The organism is Labrys sp. 22185, from assembly GCF_052045555.1.
GTDB lineage: Bacteria > Pseudomonadota > Alphaproteobacteria > Rhizobiales > Labraceae > Labrys > Labrys neptuniae.
Window position 1 is genome coordinate 1 of record NZ_JBQEPH010000024.1, and the last position, 24,695, is coordinate 24,695.

20 protein-coding genes are annotated in these 24,695 nt (G+C 65.7%); 9 read left to right on the forward strand and 11 right to left on the reverse strand.

Translation table 11 applies throughout. The features are described 5' to 3' along the window. Positions 1–208: hypothetical protein (locus ACTJKX_RS29565; protein ID WP_440727440.1), on the forward strand; the 208-nt coding region annotated here is incomplete at its 5' end. Between the two features lie 25 nt (positions 209–233). On the opposite strand, the gene ACTJKX_RS29570 is transcribed toward ACTJKX_RS29565, so the two are convergent. Together ACTJKX_RS29570 and ACTJKX_RS29575 are read right to left on the reverse strand one after the other, a co-directional pair. Then, positions 234–1,247 carry an IS110 family transposase gene (locus tag ACTJKX_RS29570; RefSeq protein WP_440725573.1) on the reverse strand — a complete coding sequence of 338 codons (1,014 nt, stop codon included), beginning with the start codon at positions 1,245–1,247 and terminating at the stop codon, positions 234–236. A gap of 166 nt (positions 1,248–1,413) precedes the next feature. Then, complete coding sequence (locus ACTJKX_RS29575; RefSeq protein ID WP_440727441.1) at positions 1,414–2,349, reverse strand: LysR family transcriptional regulator; 936 nt, start codon at positions 2,347–2,349, stop codon at positions 1,414–1,416. Between the two features lie 162 nt (positions 2,350–2,511). Here ACTJKX_RS29575 and gstA point away from each other — a divergent pair, with 162 nt between their 5' ends. Both gstA and ACTJKX_RS29585 read left to right on the forward strand, forming a co-directional pair. Continuing rightward, positions 2,512–3,138: a glutathione transferase GstA gene (gene gstA, locus ACTJKX_RS29580; protein WP_440727442.1), complete on the forward strand. Its 627-nt coding sequence runs from the start codon at positions 2,512–2,514 to the stop codon at positions 3,136–3,138. Next, positions 3,135–3,830 (forward strand): glutathione S-transferase family protein, encoded by a 696-nt coding sequence (locus ACTJKX_RS29585; RefSeq protein ID WP_440727443.1) that lies wholly within the window; start codon positions 3,135–3,137, stop codon positions 3,828–3,830. The genes gstA and ACTJKX_RS29585 overlap by 4 nt, the downstream gene beginning before the upstream one ends. Positions 3,831–4,004: 174 nt before the next feature. Here the strand turns inward: ACTJKX_RS29585 and ACTJKX_RS29590 are convergent, their stop codons facing one another. Further along, positions 4,005–5,999, reverse strand: a complete 1,995-nt coding sequence (locus tag ACTJKX_RS29590; protein ID WP_440727444.1) for a CocE/NonD family hydrolase — start codon at positions 5,997–5,999, stop codon at positions 4,005–4,007. A gap of 115 nt (positions 6,000–6,114) precedes the next feature. Next, positions 6,115–7,014, reverse strand: a complete 900-nt coding sequence (locus ACTJKX_RS29595) for a GntR family transcriptional regulator (RefSeq protein WP_440727445.1) — start codon at positions 7,012–7,014, stop codon at positions 6,115–6,117. A 121-nt stretch (positions 7,015–7,135) separates the two neighbouring features. Between ACTJKX_RS29595 and ACTJKX_RS29600 the strand changes: the two genes are divergently transcribed. From ACTJKX_RS29600 to ACTJKX_RS29620, 5 genes are all read left to right on the forward strand, one after another. Beyond that, on the forward strand, positions 7,136–8,329 hold the full coding sequence (locus ACTJKX_RS29600) for a C45 family autoproteolytic acyltransferase/hydolase (protein WP_440727446.1): 1,194 nt from the start codon (positions 7,136–7,138) through the stop codon (positions 8,327–8,329). A gap of 69 nt (positions 8,330–8,398) precedes the next feature. After that, the gene (locus tag ACTJKX_RS29605; protein ID WP_440727447.1) at positions 8,399–9,976 is read left to right on the forward strand and encodes an ABC transporter substrate-binding protein; all 1,578 of its coding nucleotides are present in this window, start codon (positions 8,399–8,401) and stop codon (positions 9,974–9,976) included. Between the two features lie 42 nt (positions 9,977–10,018). Further along, positions 10,019–10,972: an ABC transporter permease gene (locus ACTJKX_RS29610; protein ID WP_440727448.1), complete on the forward strand. Its 954-nt coding sequence runs from the start codon at positions 10,019–10,021 to the stop codon at positions 10,970–10,972. Then, positions 10,969–11,808 carry an ABC transporter permease gene (locus tag ACTJKX_RS29615; RefSeq protein WP_440727449.1) on the forward strand — a complete coding sequence of 280 codons (840 nt, stop codon included), beginning with the start codon at positions 10,969–10,971 and terminating at the stop codon, positions 11,806–11,808. Before ACTJKX_RS29610 ends, ACTJKX_RS29615 begins: the two co-directional genes overlap by 4 nt. After that, positions 11,805–13,424, forward strand: a complete 1,620-nt coding sequence (locus ACTJKX_RS29620) for an ABC transporter ATP-binding protein (protein ID WP_440727450.1) — start codon at positions 11,805–11,807, stop codon at positions 13,422–13,424. The genes ACTJKX_RS29615 and ACTJKX_RS29620 overlap by 4 nt, the downstream gene beginning before the upstream one ends. Positions 13,425–13,467: 43 nt before the next feature. On the opposite strand, the gene ACTJKX_RS29625 is transcribed toward ACTJKX_RS29620, so the two are convergent. From ACTJKX_RS29625 to ACTJKX_RS29640, 4 genes are read right to left on the reverse strand one after another with little or no spacing between them, the layout of a single operon-like run. Continuing rightward, a complete protein-coding gene (locus ACTJKX_RS29625; RefSeq protein ID WP_440727451.1) occupies positions 13,468–14,811 on the reverse strand; it encodes a lysine N(6)-hydroxylase/L-ornithine N(5)-oxygenase family protein in 1,344 nt (447 codons plus the stop codon). Beyond that, positions 14,808–16,667, reverse strand: a complete 1,860-nt coding sequence (locus tag ACTJKX_RS29630) for an IucA/IucC family protein (RefSeq protein WP_440727452.1) — start codon at positions 16,665–16,667, stop codon at positions 14,808–14,810. The genes ACTJKX_RS29625 and ACTJKX_RS29630 overlap by 4 nt, the downstream gene beginning before the upstream one ends. Further along, complete coding sequence (locus ACTJKX_RS29635) at positions 16,664–17,755, reverse strand: GNAT family N-acetyltransferase (protein ID WP_440727453.1); 1,092 nt, start codon at positions 17,753–17,755, stop codon at positions 16,664–16,666. Before ACTJKX_RS29635 ends, ACTJKX_RS29630 begins: the two co-directional genes overlap by 4 nt. Beyond that, positions 17,752–19,542, reverse strand: a complete 1,791-nt coding sequence (locus ACTJKX_RS29640; protein ID WP_440727454.1) for an IucA/IucC family protein — start codon at positions 19,540–19,542, stop codon at positions 17,752–17,754. The genes ACTJKX_RS29635 and ACTJKX_RS29640 overlap by 4 nt, the downstream gene beginning before the upstream one ends. 153 nt (positions 19,543–19,695) lie before the next feature. On the opposite strand from ACTJKX_RS29640, the gene ACTJKX_RS29645 reads away from it, so the two are divergent. Further along, positions 19,696–20,922, forward strand: a complete 1,227-nt coding sequence (locus ACTJKX_RS29645; protein ID WP_440727455.1) for an MFS transporter — start codon at positions 19,696–19,698, stop codon at positions 20,920–20,922. On the opposite strand, the gene ACTJKX_RS29650 is transcribed toward ACTJKX_RS29645, so the two are convergent. From ACTJKX_RS29650 to ACTJKX_RS29660, 3 genes are read right to left on the reverse strand one after another with little or no spacing between them, the layout of a single operon-like run. Further along, positions 20,904–22,142 (reverse strand): MFS transporter, encoded by a 1,239-nt coding sequence (locus tag ACTJKX_RS29650; protein WP_367625075.1) that lies wholly within the window; start codon positions 22,140–22,142, stop codon positions 20,904–20,906. The genes ACTJKX_RS29645 and ACTJKX_RS29650 overlap by 19 nt on opposite strands. Next, positions 22,139–22,507, reverse strand: a complete 369-nt coding sequence (locus ACTJKX_RS29655) for a hypothetical protein (RefSeq protein WP_440727456.1) — start codon at positions 22,505–22,507, stop codon at positions 22,139–22,141. Before ACTJKX_RS29655 ends, ACTJKX_RS29650 begins: the two co-directional genes overlap by 4 nt. A gap of 2 nt (positions 22,508–22,509) precedes the next feature. Continuing rightward, positions 22,510–24,681 carry a TonB-dependent receptor gene (locus ACTJKX_RS29660; RefSeq protein ID WP_440727457.1) on the reverse strand — a complete coding sequence of 724 codons (2,172 nt, stop codon included), beginning with the start codon at positions 24,679–24,681 and terminating at the stop codon, positions 22,510–22,512. Between the last annotated feature and the right edge of the window lie 14 nt (positions 24,682–24,695).

Below are 24,695 nucleotides of genomic sequence, written 5' to 3' on the forward strand. Positions count from 1 at the left end.
ATCTATGGACGGCTCTCCCGGTGCAAGCGATTTGAGCGGTTTCCCGGCGGACTTGGGTGCCAACATCTATCCGGCGTCGCCAGGATGTTGGCGCGCCCAAATGGGTAATCCGCACGGCGTGAGCCTCAACAACTGGGCGGCTTCGAAGAGCCATTATAAAAGTCAGGTTCCTCACGCACCGATCACGTCGGCCGGTACACTTCTCTGATCGTTCACACCTCTCCGGACGTCCGTCAGGCCGCCCGGTATTCCGTTCCCCTGTTCAACATCGCGAAGATCACACGCGCGTTCTTGTTCGCTACAGCAACGATCGTTTTGGCGGCGCCGCGTCGAACCTGAAGATCCCTGATCCAGGTGCTCTGGGCATCATCGCGAGTTGCCGATGTGCGCACTACAGCTCGTGCGCCATGGATCAGCAGGGTCCGCAAATGGCGATCTCCGCGCTTGGAGATACCGAAGAGACGCTGCCGGTTGCCGCTTGAGTGCTGCCGAGGCACGAGCCCCATCCACGCCGCAAGATGTCTGCCATTGGTAAACTCGGCTCCGTTGCCAACGGCAGCGACAAGTGCGGTCGCGGTTTTTGGACCTACCCCTCTGATTTTTGCAAGGCGGCGACAGGTCTCGCTCGAGCGGAAGATTTTCTCGATCTCTCTATCGAACCAGGCAATCTGCTTGTCGAGTGAGAGAAAGACAGCGTAGAGCTGCGCCAGCATCGACCGGAAGACAGCGCTGATCTCTGACGCACCATCCTCCAGCAAGATCCGGATCTCGCGCCGAGCGCGGGTGATGGATTGGGCAAATGCGATGCCCCTGTCGAGCAACAGGCCGCGCATCTGGGCGACCAACGCAGTTCGGTGGTTCACCAGTCGCTGTCGGCCGCGGTGAAGCGCCTGGATGTCCTGTTGCTCAAGTGTCTTGCCGGGGACGAACCTCATATGGGGTTGTCTCACGGCACGGCAAATTGCAGCGGCATCGTTGCGATCATTCTTCTGATGCTGAGCAAACGGCTTGACGTATTGCGGAGCAATAATCCGGACCCGATGCCCTGCCGCCTCGAACTGACGCTGCCAATAGAACGCACCAGTGCAAGCTTCAATCGCGATGGTGCATGGCGAGAGCGCCTGAACTTCAGCCATCAACCGATCGCGCCGGACCCGTCTTTGCAGGACTACGTTGCCTTCAGCATCTTCGCCATGCAGCTGGAAGACGTTCTTCGCCAGATCGATGCCTACGAATGCCACATCCATGTTCCATCTCCTTCTGGTTGAGGCCTACAACCTCGGGCGAATAGGGAGAGCCGTCCATCCCATTAACTGGAGAAGCGCTTAAGTGGCCCCTCAGTCTTGATATCTCCCCCGCAAGAGCCGGGAGAGGGAGGCATAGGCGCCGCGTTTCATCCTCTACTTCATCTCCTCATGACCTGACCGGTACCTGCCCGTCCGGGACGCCATGCCCCTCGAACAATCGCTTCTCCGCGGCGAGACCGTTGCCGACCAGATCGAAGAAGGCGCGGATACGGGCGGTGTTCTTGAGGTCGCCATGGGTGACGATCCACAATTCGCCCGTCAGTTCGGGCATTGGTTCGGCAAGGGCACGGGCGAGGCCGGGGTCGCCGTCACCGAGATAGCAGGGCAGCAAAGCAAGACCGAGCCCGGCCTTGGCAGCGACGGCCTGGTTGACCAGGCTGTTCGAGCGATAGGCAATGGCGTCGGTTGGCAGGTGTTGCGCCAGCCAATCGGCCGCACGGATTCCTGCCGTCCCTTCCTGCCAGCCGACAAAGGTCCGGCCGGCGAGATCGGCCGCGGCAATGGCCGGGCCGCCATTCGTCGCAACGATGGCGGGCGAACCATAGAAGGTCCAGGCCATGCCGGCGAGCTTCCTGCCCCATAGATCGCCTTCCCTCGGTCGCACCGGCCGGAAGGCGATGTCCGCCTCGCGGCGCGACAGGCTGAGCACACGGTTGTCGATGGCAAGCTCGACCACGATGCCCGGATGGACCTGGCAGAAGGCGGCGAGGTGCTGTGTCAGGCGGCTATAGGCAAGCGTTTCGGAGGACGTGACGCGCAGCCGGCCCGAGAGGCGATGGTCGCGGCCGGTGATGTCGCGGTCGAGCGCCAGCGCTTCGTCCTCCATGCGTTCGGCCGCAACGGCCATGCGCTCGCCGGCGGCCGTCGCCTGGTAGAGGCCGCCGGGCAGTCGCTCGAACAGGCGCAGGTCCAGGCGTGCTTCCAGGGCGTTGAGGCGCCGGAAGGCTGTCGAGTGATCGATTGTCAGGGCCTTCGCCGCTGCCGTGAGGCTGCCCGCGCGCTGGATTGCCAGCACCAGACGCAATTCGTTCCAGTCGTCCATGGCTTCTTCATAGCATTGCGATGGCTTGCAGTCACGCAAGCGCCACTGGTGCAATCCCAATTGGCCATGCGTACGCGCATTACCCTAACCTTTGCGTCGAACAAACCGCAGACCTGCCGGATACCGGCGGGGCGGTCGCGTCAAACCGAAGGGAAATGGAACATGAAACTCTACTACGCCACCGGTACCTGCTCGCTCTCTCCCCATATCGTGGCGAAGGAGGCCGGCATCGGGCTCGAGCTCGAACGCGTCGACCTGCGCAAGACGCCGCATGTCACCGAACGGGGGGTGGATTACACCAGCGTCAATCCCAACCATTATGTGCCCGCGCTCGAACTCGATGATGGCTCGGTCCTGACCGAAGGCGCGGCGATCAGCCAGTATCTCGCCGATCTCAAGCCCGAAAGCGGCATGGCTCCGGCCGCCGGCACGGTCGAGCGTACCCGGCTGCAGTCCTGGCTGAACTTCATCGCCTCGGAACTCCACAAGATGTATAGCCCGTGGCTGTTCCATCCCGAATATGGCACGCAAGCCCAGGATGTCGCCCGCACCAAGATCGCCGAGCGCCTCGCCACCGTCGAGCGCCATCTGGCTGAGCGCGGTCCATTTCTCCTGGGCGAGATCTTCACCGCTGCGGACGCCTATCTCTTCACCATCGTCGGCTGGTCGCCCTACACCAAGGTGGACCTTGCACCCTTCCCGGTGATCCGTGCCTTCATGGCGCGTGTCGGCGCGCGTCCGGCCGTGCAGGCCGCCATGAAGGCAGAAGGCATGAGGGTGGCGGCATGAGCAGCGAGTTCCGTCCCGCCAGGCTGACGCTCGTCAGCCATCATCTCTGCCCCTATGTGCAGCGCGCAGTGATCGCGCTGATGGAGAAGGGAGCGCCGTTCCAGCGGCGTTTCATCGATCTTGCCGCCAAGCCTGAGTGGTTCACGGCCCTGTCGCCGCTCGGCAAGGTGCCGTTGCTGCTGGTGGAGCCGGCGGGGGCGCCTCAGGCCGTGTTGTTCGAGAGCAGCGTCATCTGCGAATTCGTCGAGGAGACCGTGGAGGGGCCGAAGCTGCATCCCGACGATCCGCTGGAGCGCGCCCGGCATCGGGGATGGATGGAATTCGGCTCCACCATCCTCGCCGATCTCTGGGGCCTGGAGACGGCCACCGACGCGGCGGGCTACGAGCGTGCACGTGCCAGGATCGTGGACAAGTTCGCCCGCGTGGAGGATGTGCTCGGCAACGGACCCTATTTTGCCGGCGACGCCTTCAGCCTGGTCGACGCCGTCTTTGCGCCGATCTTCCGCTATTTCGACCTGTTCGACACGCTTGCCGATACCGCCGTTTTCGCGGCGCTGCCGCGAGTCCAGGCCTGGCGCCAGGCGCTCTCGGTTCGCCCCAGCGTGCGCGCGGCGGTCGAGCCTGACTATCCCGATCGGCTGCGCGACTTTCTCGTCCGGCACGATGCCTTCCTGCTGAAACAGGCAGCGTGAAGCGAGCGATAAAGGGTCTGTCATCCCCGGCCGAGCGTAGCGAGGGGAAGGGGATCCAGGGGCTCTGAACGCGATCTATGGCTCCTGGATCCCCTTCCCTCGGCCTTCGGCCTCGCCGGGGATGACAGATCCGTCAGCCTAGCGAAATTGGAAGGCACCGCCACGCCCGCCTCCTCACACCAGTCGGCGCGGGATCACCTCGTGGAAGCCGCGGTCAGCGATCTCGACCCAGTCCTGCAGGGCGCGGACCCGGGCGCTGATCTCGAAATTCTCGTCATCGGCGATCATGCGGGCCTCGGCCTCGATGCGGAACTCGATGCCGTCGCAGGTAAGCGTGCAATGATGCGTCACCGTCTGGCAGGCGCTGTGTGGCTCACCGTCGCGGATGGAGAATTCCCGGCGCAGCTTGTGGGCGAAATCGGTAGCAATCTCCTCGAACCGCATCGGCGCCGAGCCGAAGGCGTCGCCGTCGACCACCAGATAGGCGGTGCCTTCGATGAGGTCGAGGCTGAACTTGCGCTCGGCCTGGGGCGTGCGGCTCGCATGCACCGGGCCGGTTTCTGCCATGCTGACGGGCGGGAAGGCGAGGGCGGCATCCTCGCGCCGCGGACGGCGCACCGGCAGGATCAGGGCGGCTTCCCCGGTGCGGACCGTCAGCGTCGCCTGGTCGCGCGCCGGCCAGGCCATGGGCCAGGCCGAGGTCGCGATCGACAGGCGAACGCGGTTGCCGGCGACAAAGGCATGGGCGCAGTCATTGAGCCTAATCCTGACGGTCTCGAAGATACCTGGGGTAAGGGGCTTGGGCTCGGCATGGCCATCCCGGTGGGTGAGGTTGAGGATGGCGTAGGAGACCCGTTCGGACGAGCCGTCCGGCGCGACATCGCAAAGCCGCACATGGATCTGCGCCGTCGGCTGGTCGGAGGCGATTTCCAGCACGAGTTCGGGCGCGCCGAGGATTTCGGTGCGGTCGGCGAGCTCCTTGGAGTCGAAGACGAGGGACAGGCCGTCGTCGAGGCGCTGGTCGGCGGGCGCCTCGCCCGGCAGGCCCGAGCTCATCCATTCGCCGCTGCCGGCACCGCACCAGAGCGGTGAACGGATGGCAAGCTCCGCGGCGGGGGCCGGCCGCCACCAGAGCTGGCCGGGCGACAGGAACATCGGGCGCCGGGTGATCAGGCGCGAGGGCCAGGAGGTCTCGCCGATCCAGCGGCCGTTGCGGCCTTCGTCCGACGTGCCGCGCTCCTGCATATAGGCCCGCAGCATCGGCTCGGACATGATGCCGTTGTGCTGCCCCTTGAGCCAGTGATCCCACCAGCGCAGGGCCTCCTCCAGGAAGCCGATGGCAGGACCGGGCGTGCCCTGATGCGGATAGTGATGGGCCCAAGGGCCGATCAGGCCGAGGCGCGGGCCGGGAAGATGTTCGATGAGGCGGGGTATCGCATTGGAATAGGCGTCCGCCCAGCCGCCAACCGCGAAGACCGGCACCGCGATGGCGGACCAGTCCTCGCACACCGAGCCCTGGCGCCAATAGGCGTTGCGGTGCTGCTGGCTGGCCCAGATCGCCGGAAAGAAGGGCAGGTGGTCGAGGCGCTGCTCCCAGGCCTCGCGCCAGCCCTCGCCGTGGAGCGAAGGCGTGGGCGGCAAGGCCTGCCAGGCCATCATCGCCGAGCCCCACCACAGATTGTCCGCCAGCAGGGCGCCCCCCATGAAATGCACGTCGTCGGCATAGCGGTCATCGGTGGAGCATACGCTGATCACAGCCTTCAGGGCCGGCGGCCGGCGGGCAGCCACCTGCAGGGCGTTGAAGCCGCCCCAGCTCTTGCCGATCATGCCGACCTTGCCGTCGCACCAGGATTGCTGCGCGATCCAGGCGATCACGGCGCAGGCATCCTCCTGCTCCAGCGGCAGATATTCGTCGTCGAGCAGGCCCTCGCTGTCGCCCGAACCACGCATGTCGACCCGGATGGCGGCGTAGCCATGCGCTGCGAACCAGCCATGCATCGCTTCGTCGCGCGAACGCGTGCCGTCCCGCTTGCGATAGGGGATATATTCCAGGATGGCGGGAACAGGCTTCGTCTCCGCTCCTTCCGGCAGCCACAGGCGCGCCGCCAGCTTGACACCGTCAGGCATGGCGATCGTCAGATGTTCGATGATGCGGACGGGATTGGGCATGGTTCACTCTGGATTGGCTGGACCGTTTCTCATAGCACGGTCGGGGAACGCAGGGCGACCACGGGCATTCTGTGACTTTGATCATCACGAAAGACACAAAGCGCCCAGGATGTTTCTAGACTACGCTGGCATTGAGGAGATGGCGGCGCAGCAGCGCGGCTGCGACTTCGAAATCGGCGGCCTCCAGCCGGTCGAGTATTTCCATATGCTCGCGGCATGAAATTTCCACGCGATCCCGGCCATAGGTCCAGTCATAGTTCGACAGGCGCCGCAGCCGCGACTGGCGCCGGACCGCATGAGCGAGGTAGCGGTTGCCGGATGCGGCGCCGATGCCTTCGTGGAAGGCCGCGTTGGTTTCGAAAAAGGCGATGCTGGCCGAAGCGCTCCACTGGCCCGCCCGGGCAGCGGCGAGGGCGGCGGCATGGCGTTCGCGCATGTCTTCGGCCCATCCAGGTCTCAGCTTGAAGCCGGGCTCGAGGATGGCGGCCGGCTCCACCAGCATGCGGAAACGATAGCTTTCCTGATTGGCGCCATCGTCCTGCAGAAGATCGGCGAAATGCCAGCCATAGCCGGCCTTGCGCTCGACGATATCGAGTTCCTCGAGCCGGGCGAGGGCGTCCCGCACGCGCTGGCGGCTGACGCCGTAGCGTTTCATCAGCTCGGCTTCCGAAATGTCGACCGGCAGGCTCTGGCGTTCATGGTCGTGGGCGATGCGCACCAGCAATTCATCATCGAGGTCGGTACTGCGCGAGGGGGGAGGTGCCGGCTGCGGCGGCAGGGCGATGAGCTCGACGCCCCGGTTGGGCCGGCGACCCACGAAGCCTCCTGCGGCGAGCTGGTCGAGGGCGGCCCGGATCGGCGTGCGGGAGACACCGAGCTCCTGGGCGAGGCGGTTCTCGTTCAACCGCGCCCCCGGCTGCATCGCCTCGTCGTGGATCAGCCGCACGATGCGATCGAGCAGATCCTGCCGCAGACGGGTCGACGGCTCCTTGACATCCAACTCAGATTGTTTCATGTAATCACAAAATACAATTTATGATGCGTGGACCTGTTCAGTTCTGATGTATCAGGTCCCGCTGCGACAATGAAGGCTCGGCCTTCATCACAGGCACATGCAAAGTGGGAGACGGTGGAAAATGAGTTCGCGAAACGCTGACGGCGCGGCGTCCTATCAGCCGCGGGTTCTGCCGCTTCCCCTGATCGAGGTTGCCGGTGCTCCGCGGGAGCGAGGCCGGCAATATGGCGAGCAGGCCGCCGCACGCATCCGGCGCGGCATCGAGCATTATTCGGCCCAGTTGGAGGCGGCCAGGCTGCCCTGGCACGAGGTGGAGGGGCTGGTCTCGCGCTTCGAGCCGACCATCCGCGATTTCGCCCCGGCCTATATCGATGAAATGCGCGGCATCGCCGAGGGGGCAGGGCTGCCCTACGCGGCCATCGTGCTGCTGAATGCCCGCACCGAAATTCTCAAGCTTGCCGAAATGCGCGAGAACGGCATTGTCGCGCCGCTCGAAGCAGACGGCTGCACCGGCGCCGTCGTCCTGCCGCAGGCGACCGCCTCGGGCCGCCTGCTCCATGCCCAGAACTGGGATTGGAAGGCCGAATGCGCCGAGACCGCTATCGTCCTGAAGATCCGCAGCGAGGACGGTCCCGACATTCTTACCTTCACCGAGGCGGGCGGGCTTGCGCGCAGCGGCTTCAATTCAGCCGGCATCTCCATCACCGCCAATTATCTGGAAACGGATCGCGATTATCGCCGCCTTGGCGTCCCGCTGGCCCTGATCCGGCGCAAGGTCCTGGAGCAGAAGCGCCTGGCCCTCGCCATGCATGCCGTCTACGCCACGCCGAAATCGGCGGCCAACAACATGATCGTGGCCCAGGCCAACGGCATCGCCATTGATTTCGAATGCGCCCCCGACGAGACCTTCCAGGTACTGCCGCAGGCCGGGCTGATCGTGCATGCCAACCATTTCCAGAGCCCGGTCGCCCTGTCCAAGCTGGTGGATCGCGGCATCGCCGACACGCCGGACTCGCTCTATCGCGACCTGAGGGTGAGGGCGCTGATCGAGCCTCATCTCGGCGCAGTCACCATGGATCATGTCAAGGCGGCTTTGTTCGACGATTTCGAGACGCCCTGGGCCGTCTGCCGCCCGCCGCATCGCGAAGGCTCCACCAATCTCTCGGCGACCGTCGCCATGATTGCGATGGAGCCTGCGCTCGGCGTGATGGAAGTGGCGATGCTGCCGGCCCTCAACCGCAGTTTCGAAACCTACCGCCTCGACATGAACATCCACATGCCGAGCAGCGGCATCCTGCCCCGGCGCGCCGCCTGACCTGCCGAGGCGGCGAAGACCGCCCGGTTCATCCCACCATCCCGACGACAAATCGCATAGGGAACTGACATGACGAACTTTCGGACCCTCGCCTGCGGTCAGATCTTTACTTGCGGACTGGCAGCCCTCGGGCTGCTGGCCGTAGCGCCGGCCGTGGCCCAGCCACAGGAAGTGCTGCGCATCCAGCTCAATGCCGATATCCGTTCGACCGATCCCGGCATCAATCGCGACGCCAATTCCGACGCGGTGGTGATGAATGTGCTCGAGGGTCTGGTCGCCTTTCGCGAGGATGCCTCCGTCGGCCCCATGCTGGCGGAGAGCGTGGAGACGTCGGCGGATGGGCGCAGCTACACCTTCAAGCTGCGCAAGGGCGTCACCTTCCACGACGGCACGCCGCTGACCGCCGCGGATGTGGTGTTCGACTGGCAGCGCTACATGGCGCCGCAGAACAATTGGCGCTGCCTGCCGGAATTCGACGGTAGCGGGCGCATGAAGGTCACCGGCGTCGAGACCGTCGACCCGCTCACGGTGCGCTTCACCTTGGCCGAACCCTCGGCTCTGTTCCTCACCACGCTGGCGCGGGTCGATTGCGGCGGCACCGGCATCTATGCGCGCAGCTCCGTCGGCGCCGACGGCAAGTGGATCAAGCCGGTCGGCACCGGCCCGTTCAAGTTCGAAGCCTGGGTGCCCGGCCAATATATCGACCTTTCCCGTAACGAGGCCTATGCCCCCTTGCCCGGCAAGCCCGACGGCTATGCCGGCAACAAGACGCCCAAGGTCGCTGGCGTGCGCTTCATGATCATTCCCGATCCCTCGGCGGCCAAGGCGGCCCTGCTCTCGGGCGGCATCGACGTCATTCCCGATATCGCCGTCTCCGACATGGCCGAATTGCGTGAGAACGCAGATGTGAAGGTGCAGAGCAAGCCGACCATGGAGCTCAACGCCATCCTGTTCCAGGTCAAGGATCCGCTGCTGTCGGATCCGCGCATCCGGCAGGCGCTCGCTCTCTCGCTCGATGTGCCGCAGCTCGTCCAGGCAGTCACCGAAGGCGAAGGCAAGCCGAACCGGTCGCTGATCCCCGTCAGTTCGGCCTATTACGGCGAACCCGAGGCAAAGATGCCGGAGCGCGACCTCGACGCCGCCCGGAAATTGCTGGCCGAGGCGGGCTATAAGGGCCAGCCGATCCGGATGCTGACCTCCAAGCACTATCAATATCTCTATGACATGGCCGTGCTGGTGCAGGCGATGGCAGAGGAGGCCGGCATCAAGATCGAGCTCGAAGTGCTCGATTGGGCGACGCTGCTCGACCACTACACCAAGGGTGACTATCAGGCCGCGGCCTTCTCCTATTCGGCTCGGCTCGATCCGTCCCTGTCCTTCGACATGGTCAGCGGCGACAAGGCCAAGGCGCCGCGCAAGGTCTGGGACAATCCTGCAGCCCTCGCTTTGCTCAAGCAGAGCACGCAGATCGCCGACAAGGCCCAGAGGCAGGCGCTGATCGACCAGATGGAGGCGATGTTCCGCACCGACGTGCCGATGATCGCGCTCTACAACCCAGCGGCCAAGGGGGCGACACGCGCGAATGTCCAGGGCTTCGAGGTCTGGTCACTCAGCCAGCCCAGGGGATGGGGCGTGACGCTGAAATAACAGCCCGTCCGACACCCCCCCGCTTGGCGAGGTAGTTCAGCAATGAAAGCACTGGCTCTCTATGTCGCACGCCGGATCCTGTGGGCGATACCGACGCTCCTGCTCGTGGCCATCATGGTCTTCGTGCTCGTCCGGCTGATCCCGGGCGATCCGGCCCAGGTCGCGCTCGGCGACAATGCCAGCGAGGCGCAGCTGGAGGCGCTGCGCATCGCCATGGGGCTCGACAAGCCGATCGTGGTGCAGTTCTGGTATTGGCTCCAGCACATGCTGCAGGGCGATCTCGGGCAGTCCATCACCAATGGCCAGGCGGTGCTGCCCTTGATCGTCGATCGCTTCAAGGTCTCGGCCATCATCGTGCTGGCCGCCGTGTTCCTGGCAGCCCTGCTGGCGGTGCCGGGCGGATTGCTGGCCGCCTGGAAGCAGAATCGGGCTGCCGATCTCGCCATCGTCTCCAGCGCCACGCTGCTGCTGTCGATCCCGAGCTTCTGGCTCGGCATGATCTTCCTGCTCGTCTTCGGCTCGAAGCTGCACTGGCTGCCGGTGGTGGGCTATGTGCCCTTCTCGCAGGATGCCGGCCAGGCCCTGCTCTATGTGATCCTGCCGATCGCCACGCTCGCTTTGATCGAGACCGGTGTGCTGACCCGCATGTCCCGCGCCAGCGCCATCGAGGTGCTCAGGCTCGAATATGTCATGCATGCCCGGGCGAAGGGCTTGAAGGAAAGCCGGGTGCTGCTGCGCCACGTGCTGCCCAATGCCTTCGCACCGACCTGGACCGTGATCGGCCTCACCCTCGGCAATCTGCTCGGCGGCATCGCGGTGCTCGAGACCGTGTTCACCTTGCCGGGCCTCGGCCGGCTGATGGTGGATTCGATCTTCTCGCGCGACTACCCCGTCATCCAGGGCTGCCTTTTGATGACGGCGCTGATCTATGTGCTGGTCAATCTGGTGGTGGACCTGTGCTACCCGCTGTTCGATCCGAGGGTCTCGGCGACATGAGCATGCTTCGCATCCCCCGTTTTCGCTTCAATGCCGTGCTCGGCGGCCTCTTTCTCGGCGTCGTGGTGGCGATGGCGCTGCTGTCGCTGGTCTGGACGCCTTATCCGCCGATGAAGGTGCATTTCACGGCACTGCTCAAGCCGCCCTCGGCCGCCCACTGGTTCGGCACGGACAAATATGGCCATGACGTTCTCTCCGGCGTGATGGCCGGGGCATCGATCAGCCTGGGCATCGCCTGCCTGTCGGTCGGCTTTGCCGTGGTGCTCGGCACCGCGCTTGGTCTTCTCGCCGGCTATCTCAAGGGAACGGCCGATCGCGTCCTGATGGTGGTCAGCGATGCTCTGCTGGCCTTTCCCGGCCTGCTGCTGGCGCTCGGCGTCATCGTCATCGTCGGGCGCGACCACAGCGTTGGGGCGATCGTGCTGGCCCTGGGTCTCGCCTATACCCCCTCCGTGCTGCGAGTGGTGCGCGGCACGGTAATGTCGGTGCGCGAGCGCGAATATATCGAGGCTTCGCGCGTCATCGGCAATTCCGAATGGAAAACGATGGTCAAGCATGTGCTGCCCAACTGCCTGGCGCCGATCATCGTGCTGGCGACCTCCATGCTGGGCTGGGTGATCCTGTCGGAAAGCTCGCTCAGCTTCCTCGGCCTCGGGGCGCCGCCGGAGATGGCGAGCTGGGGCAACATGCTGGCGGCGGCCCGGCCCTATATCGAGCGGGCGGCCTGGCTCGGCATCGCGCCCGGCCTTTGCCTCGCCGTCACGCTGCTCGGCATCAACCTGATGGGCGATGCCATCCGCGACCGTTTCGATCCGCGCATGGAGGGACAGCGATGAACGAGACGATCGCAAACCCGCTGCTCAGCGTGCGCGGCCTCACCATGGAGGGGCCCGGCGGCCTGCGCATCCTCGATGACGTCAGCTTCGATGTCGGGGCCGGGGAAATCGTGGCGCTGGTCGGCGAATCCGGCAGCGGCAAGACCATGGCGGCGCGCTCCGCCTTGCGGCTGGTGCCGCCGCAGGTGCGCCGCATCGCCGGCGAGGTGCTGTTCGAGGGCCGCGACGTCGACGGCCTGAGCACGGAGGCGATGCGCCGGCTGCGCGGCGGCTCGATCGGCATGATCTTCCAGGAGCCGATGGTCTCGCTCAATCCGGCCATGACCATCGGCGCCCAGCTTGCCGAGGGCCTGATGCTGCATCGCAAGGTCAGCGCGGCCGAGGCCGACAGCCTGGCCTGCGCAATGCTGGCGCGGGTGCAGATCAAGGATCCCAAGGGCTGCCTGAGCGCCTATCCGCACCAGTTCTCCGGCGGCATGCGCCAGCGCATCATGCTGGCCTCGGTGATGCTGCTGAAGCCGAAATTGCTGATTGCCGACGAACCGACCACGGCGCTCGACACGCTGTCGCAGCGCGAGGTGCTCCGGCTGATGGTGGAACTCACGCGGACCGAGGGCACGGCGGTGCTGCTGATCACCCACAATCTCGGCCTGGTGGCGCAATATGCCCATAAGGTCGTGGTGCTGCAGCGCGGGCGGCTGGTCGAACGGGGCGGCGTGGCCGAGGTGCTGACCCGGCCGCGCCAGGCCTATACGCGGGCCCTGCTCGATGCCCTGCCGAGGCGGGAGGACAACCGTAAGCCGGTTCCCGATGTGCCGGCCCTGATCGAGGCACGCGCGGTCAGCGTGCGCTTTCCGGGGTCCGGCGGGATGTTCTCGTCGACACCGCCCAAACTGGCGGTCGACGGCGTGTCGCTGGCCGTTCGTCCCGGCGAAGCGGTGGCCGTGGTCGGCGGCTCGGGCTCCGGCAAGACCACGCTAGGGCGGGCGATGATCGGCCTGCTGCCTTTGGCTGGCGGCGCGGTCGCCTTTCGCGGCGAGCCGATGGCAGTGGCGGAGCGGCAGCGCCGGCGTGATTTCCGCCTCAACTGCCAGCTCGTCTTCCAGGATCCCTATTCTTCGCTCGATCCACGCCAGCGCATCGGCGACATCGTTGCGGAGCCGCTGGCCCATGGACCACGGCTCGGCCGGGTGGAACGGCGGGAGCAGGTGGAAGCCATCCTCGCCGAGGTGGGGCTCGCCGGTTTTGCGGAGCGCTTTCCGCATGCCCTGTCGGGCGGCCAGCGCCAGCGCGTCGCCATTGCGCGGGCCGTGATACGCAATCCCGCCTTCGTGGTCGCCGACGAACCGGTGTCGGCGCTCGACATGACCATCCAGAAGCAGGTGCTGGAGCTATTTCGGCGCCTGCAGGACAAGCATGGCTTTGCCTGTCTCTTCATCTCGCACGACATGGCGGCGGTCTCGCAGGTCGCCGACCGCATCGTGGTGATGAAGGACGGCCAGATCGTCGAGCAGGGCAGCGTCGCCGAGATCTTCGACCGGCCGCAGCACGCCTATACGCGCGCCCTGCTGGAAGCGACGCCATCGCTTGCCGTCCCGCAGGCGATGTCGGCCTGAGGTCAGCGGGGCAGCCACGCTGCCACCGCCTGTCGTGCTGTCGTCAGCAACTGCGATGGGATGGACGGCGCAGATACTCGACCTCTGCATCGGCCATCTCCGCCTGGTCGCTGCCCGTCGACCAGGCCAGCGGCGAGGCCGGTGGCTCGACGTCGAAGAAGGGCTGGCCGATCAGGGCGTTGGCGATCACAGCGCTGCGCCATGCCATCAGGCTGAGCTGCGGTTCGGCGATGCCATGGCTGATCAGCCCGGCATTCAGGGCGAAGATGCGGTTGTCGGCGGGGCCATCCCATTTCACCGAGAAATCGGCTTCCAGCCGCAGCCGGCCCGTTCCGTCGATCGCGATGCGGTCCTGGATCGGGGCGAGGCAATCGGGCAGGCGATAGCTGTAGCCCGTGGCCAGCACGATCACGTCAGCCTGGCTGAATTCGATGCCGCCGTCGAAGCCGTTGCGCATCACCAGCCGGAAGCCGGCGGTGTTCTGCTCGACATCCAGCACTTCGCGATGCGGCATCAGGCGGGCCTGGGGACCGCCGCGCTCGATATGGCGCAGTGTGTAGAGGCGGCGGTAGATCTCCGACAGCGTGGAGGCCGAAACGCCGTCACCCGCCAGTTTCTCGCGCTCCACGGTGGACAGGCGTCGCCCTTCGGCGAGATTGTGGAAGTTGCGCACGTAATGCGGCGTGAACAATTCGTTGGTGAAGGGCGTTGCATCGAGCGGCTGGAAGTTCGGGCGCAGGCTGATCCAGTCGACCGAGGCCGCGGCGGCTTCACCCGCTCCGAGCAGATGAAGCAGGATCTCCGCGCCGCTCTGGCCGCCGCCGATCACCGCCACGCGCTTGCCCGCGGCGCGGGCGAGTTCGAAGGCGGCTCGCGAGGAGTGGAAATGGTTCTGGCCGGTCAGCTTGCGTACGAAGTCGGGCTGGTAGGGCTGCAGGCCGATGCCGAGCGCGACATTGCGGGCTTCGATCGTGCCGTTGCCCGTTTGCAGGATGAAGTGGCGGCCATCGAAGTCGAGGGCCTGGACGTCCTCGCCAAAGCGCAGGCTGTCGAGGCCCTTGGCGACCCAAGCCAGGTAATTGGCGAATTCCTGGCGCGGTACGTCGGCGAATTCGGCATTGATGAAGTCATAGAAGCGCCGATGCGCGACGAGATAGGCGATGAAGCTCCACGGGCTGGTCGGATTGGTGGCCGTGACCAGATCCTTTAGAAAGGAGGTCTGTAGCGTCACGTCGGGCAGCATCATGCCCGGATGCCAGTCGAAGCGCTCGCGCTTCTCGAAGAAGGCGGCTTCGACGCCGTCGATGGCGTCGAGCTGGGCGGCGAGGCTGAGGTTGAACGGGCCGATGCCGATGCCGGCGAGGTCGAGCGGATTGCGCTGTGTCATGCCTGAACTCCTGCGGATTTGTCGGCGAAGCCGCGGTCCCGCAAGGGGCGGGATTCGCGTTCGGCGAGATGGAGGGGATTGTCGAGTTCGCTGCCCAGGCTTGGCACAGGGCGGCGATTGGCGTCGCCATAGCCGATGGCGAGCCTGACGCGGTTGATGCAGATGCGTGGCACCTTGGGCGTGAAGAGATCGAACAGCTCGAAGCGTTCCGCCAGATCGGGATGGCGCGCCTGATAGAGGCGCAGGCGCTGCGCCAGCACGCCATAGAACTCGATCTCGGGAAAACGATCGTGGCTTGCGAGCGTATCGGAAAGAAAGCGCAGCACGCTGGCGAAATGCCCGGTCTGCAGATGCTGCAGGAGATGGGCAGCCGGCCGCTTCAGCAGGGTGTCGCGGATGGCAGGCTCGAGGTCGGCGGCCTCTTCGAAGGCCTGGTCGACGAGGTCGACATCGCCCTGCAGATCCTTCAGCGCGACGCCGCAGGGGATGGCGCCGTCGAGCAGTACGGTGATGTTCTGGCCGTGGGCGATGAAACCCACGCCGTAGCGGCAGAGGAAGTGGTAGAGCGGCAGGACCACGGCATCGAACAGGCGCGCCAGCCATTCGGCATGTGACAGCCCTGATGCTGCGATCAGGGCGCTGGCGAGCGGCACGCCGGCACAGTCGCTCTTGATGAGGGCACCGAGCATCAGCGGGCGCTGCCCGGCGGCGAGGCCGGCTTCCGGGCTCTCGCGCCAGATCACGCCCAGCATCTCGCGGAACTGGTAGGGAGCATCCGCGACGCGCTCATAGAGGGGGTGGGGGTAGAAGGCACCCGCGCATTCGCGCAGCACCAGCGCGTTGGCAAGCTCGGGATCCTGCCTGGCTTTGTCGGCGAGCCAGTTCGAGAAGGCGGGGCCGATCGCCATGTATTTGCCGGGCACGCCCCGCCAGGCCGAGGTGTTTAGAATGGTAAGCGAGAGCTTGAGGTGGAGCTTGGTCGGCGAAGTTGTATTGGCCAGGGTGCGCAGTGACTGCAGAGGACGGTAGGCGTCACCGAAAAGCCCGAGTGGCACGATGCGCCTGGCCGCGATCTCGCCGGCGAACTGTGCCACGATCATGTTGTCCCACTGCCAGGGATGCACCGGCAGGAGCATGAAGCGCGCTGGGTCGAGGCCCGCCGCCTTGCAGGCGGCCTGCAGCCTCTCGCGCTCGTCCTCGCCAAGGGAGGCGGCGAGCAGCGCCTCCTCGTCGATGTCCCCGGCCAGGCTAAGGCGGCAGCGGCTGCGGTCCGCGGCCAGCCAGAACAGCTGGAAGGTCGGCTGGAACTCGGGCGCGTAACGGGAGAAGTCGCTCAGGCCCCAGCCGATCCGGCCCTTGCTGGCCGGCGCCTTGGGGTGGCCGTCGAGATAGGCCTGGACCTGATCATCCGGCAGGGTCAGCAGATGTTCGCATTCGCCGGATCCGGCCATGGTCGCGATGCGGGCATCCGCCAGCAAGGTGCTGAACAGCTCCTTGGCGTAGATGCACAGCGTGTCCGGCTCGATATCCAGGGTTTCGCGGGCATCGAGCATGAAGCCGGCGGCATCGTCGGCCGGGCACAGCGCGGCGCCGTCCTGCCGCATCAGGCTGGCGGCGTCGATCGACAGATTACCCCAGATGCGGCGCACGGCCTTGAAGCGATAGGCGACCCCTCCGGCAAAGCGCAGGATCCACTGGGTTCCCTCGGCATTGGCGGGCTCGGGTGCCAGGCCCTCCTCGAAGGCGAGTTCGCTAATCGCCTTGGCGATGACGGCCCGGTTCAGCGCCAGCCAGAGCCCGGCATCGATCGGGCTGCCGTCGGGCAGGGGGCCAAGGGTTGGCGTGCCCTGGCTCATAGCACCACCTCCCGGAAGAAGCGCTCACGCTGGCAGCACACCAGCGCCGCGCGCTTATGCGGGAAGTCGAATTCCTTCACCTTGTCATAGGCGGTCTGGGCGCAATAGCTCAGCATCTTCTGGTGCGAGGCGCGGGGCTCGCCGACCACCCGGCGCGTGCGTGGCTCGTCGAGGAACAGGCTATGGGTCACCGAGCGGAACCAGGTGCCGGTCCTGGCGCGGCCGAGGTGGCGGGAATTGCCGATCAACCCGTGCCAGCCGCGATCATAGTCTTCCGCGTCGTAGAAGGGGCCGAGCCGGTCTTCCTTGGCCCAGTAGAATTCGAAATAGCCGGAGGGCTCGTCGCCCAGGCTGCCGATCACGCCGAAAATGTGCGGGTCGGCTTCCTGCTCGGCGAGATAGCGGTCGAGCTCGGCCTCGCTCTGGGCCAGCTCCCAGAAGAAGGCGACGCGGGGCTGGTTCATCCAGCCATGGAAGAGCTTGAGATCGCGGCGGCGATCGATGGCCCGCATCGACAACGTGGTGCCGAGTTCCGGAATCCAGCGCCGATAGAAGATGCCGGTCGGCTGCGGCGGCCGCAGGGGCGGCAGGCGATCCTGCGGGCCGATGGCGGAGCGGATCTCGGGAAAGGCCCGCAGCCCTTCCGGCCGGTGCCAGAGCAAAGGCAGCTGGTAGAAATGCTCGCGGGCGATGCGCACGGCGCTCGTACTGGTCGCGTCGTCCGTCACGGTCTGCGCAGTGAGGGGCAGCAGGGCCGGTTTGCCGGCGACATCGGGCAGGTGCAGGGCAACCATGGCAGGAAAAAGCTGGAAAGCGGCTTCCACCAGGATGGCAATGACATGGATATCGCCGGGATGGGTCGCATCGGGCTGGTGGATGACCAGAATGCCCGGGCCATCTCCTTCGGGCGCGCGCAGCCCGGCACGTCCGATCGTCGCCGAGCCGGCCTGCGCCGTCAGCTCAAGGCTGCCATCCGCCTGCAGGCGGCTCTCGATAACGGCTTCGCCGTCGAGGCGAAGGGGCCAATGCTGGCTGGGGGCGGGGGGAGCGGCGACTTCGGCGGGAGCGATCTTCATCTGCAGGGTCATGCCACGGCCTCCGCGATGGGGTTGCTCAGGGGTACATAGCCGGCAAGGGGATCGGTCACTTCGGTGTTTTCATTGATGTTGCGGAAGCAGATCATGAAGTTTCCTTTGCTGCCGAGCGTCGGCGCGGTGAGGAGGTAGGTGAGGCAGGCCTTGTCGGCGAGCGGCAGGGCGGCGAGCTCCTCGAGGAAGGCCCGCAGATCGCCGATCAGGACGTCCTCGGCGATGAGGCGCGAGGTGCCGAGCGCGCCGATCACCGCGAAGACCGAATTGACGAGGAGGTAGTAGCCCACGAGCTGGGCCGCTTCGTCCGAGTTGAAGATATGGCCTGCCTTCATCGGGCTGCCGGGAGCCTTCCTGGCGAGCTCGGGCAGGAACTCGCGGATATAGCCGGTGCCCTGGCAGTCACGGAAATGCACGGCCACCGGCCAGCCTTCGGCAAGTTCCACCACGATGTTCTGCTGATGCGCACCGAAGAGGAGGCCGATATCGGCCTGGATCAACAGGAAGGGCGCGACGACCTTGTCGAGGAACTGGCGGAACCAGCGGCGTGCCACCGCAGCGGGATCGGCCGGCTCCTGCCCGGCAATGCGCCGGATGATGGTGGCAAGGGCGCTGTCATGCCCGTCGGGATAGATCTCGCAAAGAGCGGCCAGCACGGCGGCTGGCGGCTGGCTTGCTCCCTTGAACGGGTTTTCGCGCAGGATCACCGTGGTCTGCGGCAGGGCCTTGCCGTCGGCATCCTGCAGCAGGAGATAAGCGGGTTCGCCCATCACCCTGAAGCTCGGGAAACGCCGGGCGATGGTCCGGCCGACTTCACCGGCCAGGAGGCGGTCGATCTCGATGCCGCGCTCGCATTCGCGGGTTTCGATGACCCGGCGCGAATTGGTGAGGCGCAGGCTCAGCGAGAATTTCAGCATCCAGTCGGCGTGCGGGGCATGGATGGCGCGCAGCGAGGAGGTCGCTTGCCAAAGCGAGCCGGCATGGCCGAGATCCTTCAGCAGGCCGCGACGGAACAGCCCGTCAATGGCCGGGTCGAGCGCCAGCTGGGCGGCCTGCCAGGGATGCATCGGCAAAAGAACGCGGCCCTTGGCGGACTGCACGACCTCCGGATCCATCGCAGGATCGCCGGCGGCCAGGTTCTGGCAGAGCTCGGCCGCGGTCTGGGTGCGCGAACTGTCCTGAAGCACCAGAGCCGGATCGGCAGCCCACCAGCGCAAGGCGAATCCTTGCCGATATTCGGGGGCGAAGCGCCGGGAATCCTCCAGGGTGAACTGGTCCCGGCTGCGCGGCGTGGGATGCACGGCATGGCCGAAGCGCAGCGAGCCCTCCGCCTCGGCGAAGCTGGGGTCGCGCTGCGCGAAATAAGCATCGGGGGACGGGACGCGTGCCGCCACATCCTCGATGTTCCGGATGCTGTCGAGCACCCGCGACAGGAAGGTCAGGCTCCTGTCCTTGTCGCCGCTGCCGACGATGTCCGGTTCGCTGGCGAGCAGGAAGACGAACTCCTGGAAGCTGATCGGGCGCGGCGGCGCGGTGCCCGAGAATTCCAGGAAGGGCGGACGGAAGCCGTGATAGGCCGCCCGCGATCGATGCGTCATCTCGATGGCGACATGGCCGCCCCGGCGCGGCAGGGGAAAGCGGGCAAGAAGGCGACCGCGCCCGGCGCTGCTCTCTTCATGTTCCACGGTCCAGCCCTGCCATTCGCGCATCAGGCTGTTCAGGAAGGCGCGCGTGGAGACGTCGTGGGCGGTATCGATGGATCGTCTGATCAGGTCGATGGCGTTCATGGTGTTCCTTTTCGGAAGAACTCCAAATTGCAAAGAAGTTACATAAATAACTACTTGTACAATTTATAATATTTTTACAAGTTTTCTAAAATTACTGTTGAATTACCTAGAGTTTGTTTTTAGTTGGATCAAGGAAATTGTTTGGAGAAAAGCATGGCCTCCGATGCCGCCCTCTCTGTTTCGCGCGCGGACAGCCTTCGCCTGACGCTGATCGCGGCCTCGTCGGGCTTCGGCCAGTCGGCCCTGCTGGCGCTGGTACCGATCGTCACGGAAAGGACGGGGCTGGCTTCGCCGCAGATCGGCGCCGTCGCCTTCCTGGGCGCAGCGGTTTTCCTGGTGGCGGCTCCGCTCTGGGGGCATCACGGCGCGGCCTGGCGGATCAGGCCGTTCTTCGCCGGGCTCGCCTGCCTGATGATTGCAGGCCAGGGCCTGTTCCTGGGGGCGCTCTATGTCGGTGTGCCTGCAGCCGCGCTCGGGCTGCTCCTGGTCTCGCGCCTGCTCTACAGTGTCGGTGCTGCCGGGGTGATGCCACACGCTCAGGCCGCCATCGTGCAGCGTAGCGTCGCCGAGCGTCGGCCGGCCGCGCTTGCCAATCTCAGCGCCGGCCTGAATGTCGGCCGCATCGCCGGTTCCCTGGTGACGCTGGGCGCGGGAGCCGGCGTCATCGTGCCCGTCGTCATGATGGTTGTCAGCCCGGTGCTGCTGCTGTGCGCGCCGAACCTGCCGGCGGCTCCCGCAGTCGGCAAGAAAGGCGAAACCTCGAGCAGGCGTGCCGATATCCGGCGTGTCCTGCCGTTGCTTGCCGTCGGCTTTGCGCTGACCTTCGGCTTCGGCCAGATCCAGCTCGTCCTCGGCCTGTTCCTGCAGCATCGCTTCGGCCTCGATGCCATTGCCGCCGCGGGCCTGGGAGGCGCGACCTATGCCGCGGTTGCAGTCGCCATGATCGCGACGCAGATCCTGCTCGTGCCGCGCCTTGCCTTCAAACTGGGGCGCAACATGCGCTGGGGCGTTGCGGGCTTCGCACTGGGGTGCCTGGCCATTATCCTGGCACCGCTGCCCTGGCTGGTGCCGGCCGCCGCGGTCTGGGCCGGCATCGGGTTGGCGGTCGCGACGCCCGCCTATACCGCCTGCCTTAGCCAGCGTGTTACGGCGCATCGCCAGGCGGGGGCCGCCGGCTGGCTCGCCAGCACCCATGCCGCCGGGCAGGGTCTGGGCGCGCTCTGCGGCGGCGCGGCCTTCGCCTTGTCGCCGGAGCTGCCCTTCGCGATGGCCGTCGGCATTGCGATCGCAACCTGCCTCGCTTTGCCGCTTCTGGATGACCGCGCCGAGGACGAGATGCCCCGGGATGAGGTATCTCGGGATCATGGCGTGGCTCCCTGAGGGCGGGCCACATTCGCCAGCAACCTGATGGTGGCGAGAACGGCGATGGCCGAAAGGGCGGTGGCCAGGCCGAAGAGCGCGCCATAGCCCATGAGGTCGGCGAGCTTGCCCGAGATCAGCGACCCGACGAGATAGACCACCATCTGGGCGCAGGCCAGGATGGTGAAGTCGGTGCCGGGCTGGTCCGATGACGTCACCGTCATGAACAGGCTGTAGAGCGCGACGATCTCCATGTAGCGGATGAAGGTCTGGAAGCCTGCGGCGCCGAACAGCGGCCAGGCCCCGGTGACCACGCCGAGCGCATGAGCGGCGAAGAGGGCGAAGCACAAGGTGCGCAAGCCGCCGAGCAGGCCGAGCGTGGCGGCGGTGCCGCAGCGCTTGACCAGGAGGGCAGCGATCGCCGATCCGGCAAGGCCCGCCGTCGCCGCCGATACGCCTGAAAGATAGCCGATACGGTCGAGCGGTACGCCGGCATCGACGAGATAGGGGCCTTCCATCGCCTTCACCAGGCCCTCGCTCATCCGGTAGATCAGCGCGATCCACAGCACGGTGCGGATTTCCGGGCGTCGGAGGAAGCCCATGATGGAGGGGCGCGTCAGCCGGTCGGACGGCGAGGCGGGGGCCTCCCACATGGCGAAGGCGGCGATCAGCGGCAGGGCCGAAAAGGCGGCGATGACCAGAAGCATGCCGGCCCAGCCGATATGGTGGTAGAGCACCAGGCCGAGCGTGCCGCCTATCACCACGCCGAAGGCCACCGAGCCGCCCTGGATGGCGTTGCCGATGGCGCGGTCCTCCGGCGCCAGATATTTGGCGGCATAGCCGTCGGTAGCGATGTCCTGGGTCGAGACCAGCAGCGCGGTGACCAGGCCGATTCCCAGAATGCCGCCGACATGGGTTGGGCCAAGCGGCAGCAACGCCAGGATGGAGGCGATCACGCCGAGTTGGGTAAGGATCACCCATCCTGCCCGATGCGCCCGGGCGAAGGGCCGGATGCGATCGACCAGGGGCGCCCACAGGAATTTTAGCACCAGCGGCAGGAAGAGCAGGCTGAGATAGCCGATCGCCGTGCGCGAGACCCCTGCCTCGCGCATGATGGGGGGCAGGGCGGCGGCGATCAGGTAGGAGGGAATGGCCTGGGCCAGATAGAGGCCGCCGAGGACCGCGAACAGGCGCAGGCGGCCGGGCCTGGAGGCAGGGATATCCTGGGCAAGCGCCGTCATGCCGTCTCCATATGCTGCGTGATGAAGCGCCTGGCCGCCTGTTCGTCGCAAGTCGCGGTCAGCGGCATCGACCACAGGCGCTGGAAGGTCTCGATCATGCGCGGGTTCGCGTCCGGCCGGACGATCGCCAGCGCGAGGCAATGGCGTTCGAAGCGCTCCCGCGTTGCCTTGAACCAAAGGGCCTGCTCGCGTTCGCCGGCCTGGGAGAGCCCGCCGCCGCCGGCGAAGACGGCCAGCAGGGCAAAGGTGCTGTCCCTGCGGCCGATTTCGATCAGCGCATCGAGATAGGCGCGCTCGTCGCGATCCTCGTAGGGCGGCAGGTAGCGCAGGATCAGGAGCGCGCCGTGCTTGTCGAGTTCCACCATGATCAGAACGTCTTGCGGTAGCCGAGCGTCACCGTACGGCCCCAGGAATAGACCGGGAGGTTGCGCACGGAAGTCGCGGTGGGATTCTGGAAGCGGGTGTCGAACAGATTGTCGACGGACACATAGGCCTCGCCGCCCTTCACCGGTGCTGACAGGGCTACGTTCATGGTGGCGCCCGGCTTGATCTTGTAACGGGTGCCCTTGAGGTCGATCGCCTTGTCGCGGCCGGAGAAGCCCTCGCCCTCCACGCGCACCGACACGCCATTGTCGAAGACGTAGCTGGCATAGAGCGTGCCGCGGAAGGGGGTGGCGATGCGGTTGTTGGGCAGCCAGCTGTCGAGCTTGCCGTCCTTGTTGGAATCGTAGCGCCCCTCGCGATAGCCGAGCACGGTGCCGATGGTCAGCTGGTCCGTCGCCGCATATTCGCCGGTGAACTCGCCGCCATAGATGAATTCCTTCTGCTGCGAGATGGTGTTGGTGATGGGATCGAAGGTCACGCCCTGGCTGGAGGTGGAGATGAAGCCCGTCAGGCTGCCCTTGAAGCGGTCACGGCTGCCGCGGATGCCGAGTTCGTAGTTGTTGACGATCTGGGCCTCGGGACTGATGGAGGCATAGGAAACACTCGCGCCGGCGGGAAGGCAGTTCGGCCGGGCAATCGGGCAGGCATAGGCCGTCGACAGGCCGGCGCGGCGGGTATAGGCGCCGACGTCGGGCAGGGCGAAGCCCTGCGAGAAGCCGCCGAAGATCTCGCTGGTTTCGGTGAGCTTGAAGGTGCCGCCGATATTGAAGGTCGGCTTGGAATAGGTGAAGCTCCCACCGGTGACGCGCAGTGCCGGCAGCACGTATTGTCTGGAGGCGACGACGGTATAGGCGGCCGGGCGGGTGAAATCGTCGACGTCGAGGGCGAAATGCTCGAAGCGCACCCCGCCGCGCACGGTAAGGCGATCGGTCAGCGGCACTTGCAACTGGCCGAAGGCCGCGGTGGTGACCTGCTGCAGCGGCGTGAAGACATCCTGGCCGTTGGTCAGGGTCTGATGGGTCTTTTCAAAGATGAGATCGCTGCCCCAGGTGAGCTTGGCGCCCTGCCAGATGGTATCGAGGGGCGTGTCGATGGTCAGGTTGACGCCGCCGCGGTCCGAATAGAGCGTGGTCTGATTATAGGGGCTCGTCGGGTCGGCTGGATTGAAGGAATAGTAGACCGGATTGTTGTATATCGGATCGAAAGTTGAATAATTGAAGCGCTTCTTGATGTTGTTGTAGAATCCGACGATGTTGAGGCTGCCAAGCGCGAAATCCTTGTCGCTATAGCGCAGCGACAGGGACTTGGTGTCTTCGAGTACGCTCTCTCCCGTATAGGGCCGGGCAAAGTCCGGGCGAGCATAGGGCGGAGAATAGGCGGTCAGATAGCGCGGCGTCTGGTTGAAGTAGTACCAGCCTGCCGAGAATTCGAGCCGCTTGCCGGCGTCGAAGTCATAGCCGAACTTGGCGAGAAGATTGACCCGGCCGAAACGGTCGCCGCCGCCCTGGCCCAGCATGGCGTCGGATGGCAATTCCCGCCCGGAACCGTCATAGGTGCGACGCCCGAGATAGCCGCTGCCGCTCAGGACATAATCGAGCCCATTCTCGGCCTTGCCGGAGATGCTGGCGGACAGTTCCGGCGCCACCGAATCCACGGCATTCGCCGTGAAGGCGCGCAGGGCCGTGTTCACGGTGATGCGGGGCTTGCCGGGTTCAGCCTTCTTGGTGATGAAATTGACGGTACCGCCGGTGGCGCCAGCCCCATAGAGGCTGGACGCGCCGGCCACCATCTCGATGCGCTCGATCGAGTTGAGGTCGATCAGGGACAGGATGCGCGAAACGTCCCGCAGCGGGGTGCTGAGGGGAACGCCGTCGACCAGCACGAGCAGGTCACGGCCGCGATAGCTTTCGGAAGCGCCCGAGACCGTCTGGTTGGAAACCGAAAAGCCCGGCACCAGCTTGGCCAGGGCCGCCGACGCGCTCGAGCTTTGCTGGAGCTGCTTGTCGATTTCCTGCCTGTCGATCACCTGGACCGATTGCGGAATATCGGAGACGGATCTTTCGGCGCGAGAGGCGGTAACGGTAACCGGATCGAGCTCAATCGGCTGCTCCTGCGACTGTTGTGCCAGTGCAGGCGAAACAACCGATAGAAACATGACCGCCGATACGG

Excerpts from the sequence above, each read along its gene's own strand:
- ACTJKX_RS29615 (WP_440727449.1), top strand. The coding sequence starts at position 10,969 with ATGAGCATGCTTCGCATCCCCCGTTTTCGCTTCAATGCCGTGCTCGGC.
- ACTJKX_RS29585 (WP_440727443.1), top strand. The coding sequence starts at position 3,135 with ATGAGCAGCGAGTTCCGTCCCGCCAGGCTGACGCTCGTCAGCCATCAT.
- ACTJKX_RS29630 (WP_440727452.1), bottom strand. The coding sequence starts at position 16,667 with ATGAGCCAGGGCACGCCAACCCTTGGCCCCCTGCCCGACGGCAGCCCG.
- ACTJKX_RS29600 (WP_440727446.1), top strand. The coding sequence starts at position 7,136 with ATGAGTTCGCGAAACGCTGACGGCGCGGCGTCCTATCAGCCGCGGGTT.
- ACTJKX_RS29605 (WP_440727447.1), top strand. The coding sequence starts at position 8,399 with ATGACGAACTTTCGGACCCTCGCCTGCGGTCAGATCTTTACTTGCGGA.
- ACTJKX_RS29640 (WP_440727454.1), bottom strand. The coding sequence starts at position 19,542 with ATGAACGCCATCGACCTGATCAGACGATCCATCGATACCGCCCACGAC.
- ACTJKX_RS29650 (WP_367625075.1), bottom strand. The coding sequence starts at position 22,142 with ATGACGGCGCTTGCCCAGGATATCCCTGCCTCCAGGCCCGGCCGCCTG.
- ACTJKX_RS29595 (WP_440727445.1), bottom strand. The coding sequence starts at position 7,014 with ATGAAACAATCTGAGTTGGATGTCAAGGAGCCGTCGACCCGTCTGCGG.
- ACTJKX_RS29625 (WP_440727451.1), bottom strand. The coding sequence starts at position 14,811 with ATGACACAGCGCAATCCGCTCGACCTCGCCGGCATCGGCATCGGCCCG.
- ACTJKX_RS29635 (WP_440727453.1), bottom strand. The coding sequence starts at position 17,755 with ATGACCCTGCAGATGAAGATCGCTCCCGCCGAAGTCGCCGCTCCCCCC.
- ACTJKX_RS29660 (WP_440727457.1), bottom strand. The coding sequence starts at position 24,681 with ATGTTTCTATCGGTTGTTTCGCCTGCACTGGCACAACAGTCGCAGGAG.
- ACTJKX_RS29645 (WP_440727455.1), top strand. The coding sequence starts at position 19,696 with ATGGCCTCCGATGCCGCCCTCTCTGTTTCGCGCGCGGACAGCCTTCGC.
- ACTJKX_RS29570 (WP_440725573.1), bottom strand. The coding sequence starts at position 1,247 with ATGGATGTGGCATTCGTAGGCATCGATCTGGCGAAGAACGTCTTCCAG.
- gstA (WP_440727442.1), top strand. The coding sequence starts at position 2,512 with ATGAAACTCTACTACGCCACCGGTACCTGCTCGCTCTCTCCCCATATC.
- ACTJKX_RS29655 (WP_440727456.1), bottom strand. The coding sequence starts at position 22,507 with ATGGTGGAACTCGACAAGCACGGCGCGCTCCTGATCCTGCGCTACCTG.
- ACTJKX_RS29575 (WP_440727441.1), bottom strand. The coding sequence starts at position 2,349 with ATGGACGACTGGAACGAATTGCGTCTGGTGCTGGCAATCCAGCGCGCG.
- ACTJKX_RS29620 (WP_440727450.1), top strand. The coding sequence starts at position 11,805 with ATGAACGAGACGATCGCAAACCCGCTGCTCAGCGTGCGCGGCCTCACC.
- ACTJKX_RS29610 (WP_440727448.1), top strand. The coding sequence starts at position 10,019 with ATGAAAGCACTGGCTCTCTATGTCGCACGCCGGATCCTGTGGGCGATA.
- ACTJKX_RS29590 (WP_440727444.1), bottom strand. The coding sequence starts at position 5,999 with ATGCCCAATCCCGTCCGCATCATCGAACATCTGACGATCGCCATGCCT.